Here is a 4,910-nt window from a genome sequence, read left to right as displayed (position 1 = left end):
CGTCGCACCCCGCATTCCATACAAGAAAGATGTGAATTCCATGCGAAAGTGGGCGGTAACTGGCGGTGGTTTATCGACAGGCTCATTGCCGGCTCTGCCTCTACTATCGCCTTGAAGAGGCGACGGAGACCCATCCGTCGCCTCTCGCCCGGCCCGGGCTCTCGCCGCGGAGGGATCTTCCCTGCTCGAAGTCGCTACTCAAGATGCGGGTGCAGGCGCTCCGAACAGCTCGAGATATCGTTGGGCGGAACGCGGATTGAGCGATGGCGGCTGGAGGGCCGAGAGTACATTTCCGGTCTCGGCAGTGTTGTAGTACGCCTCGTACGCTAGTATGTCTTTGTTTGCCTCGAAGAATTCGAACATCTTCTCGATGTAGAATGGGTTGTCTCCACCCCCGCCGGTCTTGTGGTACATCCCCCACTCTGGTACAGCGAACTGCTTGCCATGTTCCCGGGCGAATGCAGCGACCGTGCAGGCTCCGGAATCCTTGCGGCACTGCGCATCGAAGGAAGCCTGGTCCACGGATGCCGGGTAGGAGTCATACGCATCGACGCTGACGATATCGACGACGTCATCACCGGGATAGGCATCCCAGACGTTCCCGCCGTTAGGCATCCGATCCTTGTGCGAGGTCATGTTCCAATCGATACGCACCTGGGGCGACGTGCTCCGGATCGCCGTGACCGCCTGCCGGAAACACTGCTTCCACAGGCCGGTGTCCTGCACGTGCCACGGCATCCATTCGCCATTGAACTCCCAGCCGAGCCGCACGATAGCATCCGGCCGACCGTTCCGCACCAGCGTCTGACCGAACTTCGCCCAGTGCCCGTCGTACTCGCCACGGGCACAGGCCGCCTCACTGCCATCCAGGGGGAAAAGCGGCTGGGCCACCGACAGCACCCCCGAATAGGAGTCGGGCCGGAAATCCGACATCGGCCAGTCGTCCATGGTGATCGTCTGCCAGTTTGACCGCACCGTGAACACCACTGCCACATCCGTCGGCCGCCCGACCCACCGCTCCCACCCGGCGAGATCCTGCGGCGGGTTCGCGTTCGTCCCTGACGGCCACGCTACGCCACGTCCCGCGGGAGGGCTCGTCGCCGGTTTCTCCTCGCCGGCTCCTCCAGTGACGACAAACCCCAGCGCGACCAGAACCGTCACGATCCCAGCAACACCCGCGCCGAGCAGCCCGATCCGCCACTGACGCGAGGTACCGCCGGCCTGGTCACGGCGACGCCCCACGGCCGCCCCCTTCGTGCTCTTGGTGGATTGTGTCACGTATTCTACCGTTACGTCAGGGTCTGGCCGCGGGAGCGGAGGCACGTGACGCCCACGCCACACCCAAAGGTGCCGCCTGAGCTTTTCGTTTAACCTGCCTGTCTCTCAGGTAACCTGCTCGGCTCTTGTCTCGTCCAACCTGATGCGAAGCAGCCGACGAAACGTCGGTTATCGGCACCCGGCCTCGGCGTCAGCCGCCGAGTGCTCGGACCAGCGCGAGCCCCACCGGTGACGGCACGCAGGTCCGCGACCGTGGCCGCGGCGTCGGGAACATCGATCCAATGGGCGTCCGCCAGGTTCCCGAGCTGCGGCCCGGAGCATCCGACCAGCGGATGATCCCGGGGCAGAACGACCGCGACCGGATCGATGGCGATCCCTACCGCCCGGATCGGTCCCACATCGGGTAGTCGTAACGAGTCCCCGGCGTGGTCAGCCCGACGGCGAGCCCGAGGTCGAACTCGCCCTGTGCGACCCCGACCGTCACCACCTCCGGACCGGTGACGGCGATGCGTACGTCGAGGCGCGGCAATACGGCGACGGCGTCGGTGAGCACGCGGCGACCGGTCCGCCGAGGTCGCGGCGCACGGATGATCCTCGTCGTCATACACTGCCCTGCGATCAGCAGGTGGCGTGTACTGGTGCGGAAGGGTCCATGTGAACGTCCTGGAAGCGGTGTTTCTCGGCGCGGTCGAGGGGCTGACGGAATTTCTGCCGGTGTCCAGCACCGGACACCTGACAATTTTGGAGAAGCTACTCGGCCATGACATCGACGACCCGGACATCACCGCTTTCACCGCGATCATCCAAGTCGGTGCGGTCTTCGCCACCCTGCTTTACTTCCGGCATGATTTCCGGCGCATTCTGGTGGCGTGGTGCCGCGGTGTGCGCGATCCCGCCTGGCGGGAGCATCCGGATTACCGGTTCGGCTGGGCCGTCATTCTCGGATCGATTCCCATCGGCCTGGTCGGGGTGGCCTTCAAGGATCAGATCGAGACCACGCTACGCAGCCTGTGGTTCGTCGGCAGTGCGCTGATCCTCTGGAGCGGGGTGATGGGGTACGCGGACCACGTCGGTACCCAGAAACGTCACGAGGAGGACGTGACGTGGAAGGACACCCTGGTGATCGGCATCGTGCAGTGCATGGCGCTGATCCCGGGTATCTCGCGATCCGGGGCGACCATGTCGGCGGGGTTGCTGCGTGGCCTGGACCGGGTGGCGGTGACCCGGCTGTCCTTCTTCTTATCCATCCCGGCCCTGATGGCGGCCGCGGCGCTGCAGGTCCTCACGAAGTCCGGCGACATCGCCGACGGGGTGGGCTGGCCGGCGACGATCACCGCGACCGTGGTCAGCTTTGCCGTCGCCTACGTCGCGATCGCCTGGCTGTTGAAGTTCATTGCCAGACACAGCTACAGCGTCTTCATCGGTTACCGGCTGGCGCTCGGCGCCACCGTGCTCTTCCTTGTGGCCACCGGGATCGTCCCGGCGACCTGAGCCGGCGACCTGAGCCGGCGACCATCCTCGTCCGGCTCCCGCGGGGCGGCTCGACCGCGTAAGTTTCGATCCACCGTCTTGCGGGTTCATGGTTGTCCCACGGGATGGGGAGACGGCCGGCCGCGCGGCCACGGAGGAAGGACTGTGATGCGGGATCTGCGTTCGCTGCCCAAGGGCCATCTGCATCTGCATTTCGAGCTGGGGATGCGGCCGTCGACACTGGCCGACCTGGCCGCCGCCGCGGGCGTTCCGACTCCCCGCACCACGGGGTTCACCGAGTTCGGGGGCTTCAGCAAAGTGATCGCTGGCATCCTGCCGGTCTTCCGCCGGCCCGAGGACTTCGAACGTCTCGTCGACGAAATGATCATCGATGCCGCGGATGAGGGCGTCACCTACCTCGAACCCAGCTTCTGGCCGTACGCCCATCTCGGCGTCTTCGGGAGCGCGGAGGCCGCCTGGGAGACGGTGCTGGCCCGATCGGATCAGATCGGCGCGCGGTACGGGGTGACCGTCCGCTGGATGGCGGCCATCGACCGGGTCTTCGACTCCCCCGAACAGGCCGTCTCCGTGGCCCAGTTGGCCCTGCGTTACGTCGATCGGGGCATCGTCGGCCTGGGGCTGCACAACGACGAGAACGGCTGGCCGCCGGAGCCGTTCGTGGCGGCGTTCCGGATCGCGCGCGACGGCGGGTTGCTCTCGACCCCCCATGCCGGGGAACTCGACGGTCCCGCGTCGGTGCGTGGCGCCATCGAGACCCTGGATGCTGATCGTCTCCAGCACGGTATCCGCGCCATTGAGGATCCCCGACTCGTCGACACCCTCCTCGAACGAGGGACCTGCCTCGATGTCTGCCCGACGTCCAACCTGCTGCTCTCGGTCGTCCCGTCGATGGCCGAACATCCGCTTCCGGCCCTGCTGCGGGCCGGGGTGCGATGCTCGATCAACGCCGATGACCCGCTGCTGTTCGGGCCCACCTGTCTGGAGGAGTACGAGCTGTGCCGATCGGCGCTGGGCCTGACCGACGAGGAACTGGCCGCCTGCGCCCGCAGCTCGGTGGAATCCGGAGCCGCGCCGATCGAGGTGCGGACAGCGGCCCTCGCCGGCATCGATGGGTGGCTCGCCGCCGCGGCCCCGCTGACGACGCCGGCTGGTTCAGCCGGTCAGGAATGCTCCGTCGACGCGGGATGCTCCGACGGCCGGTGACGCTCCGATGACGGGGGTACCGTCCCCTCACCGGCCCGCGCGGGTGGTCCTCGCACCCGACTCGTTCAAGGGATCGGCGACCGCGGCCGAGGTGGTTGCGGCGCTGGGTGCGGGCTGGCGCTCCGAGCGGCCCCACGATCAGGTCGTGGGAGTACCGATCGCCGACGGTGGCGAGGGCACCCTCGACGTCTTCGCCGTCGGCGTACCCGGGTCGGAGTGGCACCCGGCGCGGGTGACTGGTCCGGACGGGCGGGGCCACGACGCCGAATGGCTGTCGCTGCCCGATGGCACCGCGGTGATCGAACTGGCGAGGGCGAGCGGGTTGCCACTGATGCGGGAACTCGATCCGTTGGGCGCACAGACCGTGGGCCTCGGCGAGTTGGTCGCCGCCGCGATCGACGCCGGAGTCGACCGCGTTCTCATCACTTTGGGTGGTTCCGCCTCGACCGACGGTGGTACCGGTGCCCTCGCCGCGTTGGGTGCCCGGTTCCTCGACGCGGCCGGCCGGCCGTTGGCCGCCGGCGGCGGCGCCCTCACGTCGCTCGCACACATCGATCTGACCGGGTTGCGGCCGGTGCCGGCTGGGGGAGCGTACTGTCTCGTCGACGTCGACGCGCCCCTGCTGGGCCCTGCCGGCGCCGCCGCCGTATTCGGGCCGCAGAAGGGTGCCGGACCCGCGGACATCGCCCGGCTGGAGGAGGGGCTGCGTCGGCTTGCCCACCTGTTGGGTGGTGCTCCCGACGCCGCGGGAGCCGGGGCCGCCGGCGGCACCGCCTACGGCCTCGCCGCGGCCTGGGGAGCCGAGGTGCTCCCCGGCCTGCCGACGATCATCCAGGCGGCGGGCCTGCCGGCGGCCCTCGCCGGCGCTGACTGGGTGGTGACCGGCGAGGGCAGGTTCGACCGGACCTCGTTGTCCGGCAAGGTGGTCGGCGGAGTCC

Annotated in this window: 5 protein-coding genes; 3 read left to right on the top strand and 2 right to left on the bottom strand. The window is 68.1% G+C overall.

The window, feature by feature from the left end; genetic code table 11:
* Positions 1-198 precede the first annotated feature (198 nt).
* Positions 199-1,278: a glycosyl hydrolase gene (locus AC08OP_RS05120; RefSeq protein WP_476613139.1), complete on the bottom strand. Its 1,080-nt coding sequence runs from the start codon at positions 1,276-1,278 to the stop codon at positions 199-201.
* Between the two features lie 376 nt (positions 1,279-1,654).
* Positions 1,655-1,882: a hypothetical protein gene (locus AC08OP_RS05115; RefSeq protein WP_476613138.1), complete on the bottom strand. Its 228-nt coding sequence runs from the start codon at positions 1,880-1,882 to the stop codon at positions 1,655-1,657.
* A gap of 50 nt (positions 1,883-1,932) precedes the next feature.
* Between AC08OP_RS05115 and AC08OP_RS05110 the strand changes: the two genes are divergently transcribed.
* The 3 genes from AC08OP_RS05110 to AC08OP_RS05100 all read left to right on the top strand — a co-directional run.
* A complete protein-coding gene (locus AC08OP_RS05110) occupies positions 1,933-2,769 on the top strand; it encodes an undecaprenyl-diphosphate phosphatase (RefSeq protein ID WP_476613137.1) in 837 nt (278 codons plus the stop codon).
* 147 nt (positions 2,770-2,916) lie between these two features.
* The gene (gene add, locus AC08OP_RS05105; RefSeq protein ID WP_476613136.1) at positions 2,917-3,972 is read left to right on the top strand and encodes an adenosine deaminase; all 1,056 of its coding nucleotides are present in this window, start codon (positions 2,917-2,919) and stop codon (positions 3,970-3,972) included.
* 7 nt (positions 3,973-3,979) lie between these two features.
* Positions 3,980-4,910: glycerate kinase (locus tag AC08OP_RS05100; protein WP_476613135.1), on the top strand; the 931-nt coding region annotated here is incomplete at its 3' end.

It is taken from the genome of Frankia sp. CeRuru1 (genome assembly GCF_977966315.1).
Note: the sequence above shows the minus strand (reverse complement) of the source record. Positions and strands in the feature narration are given on the sequence as shown.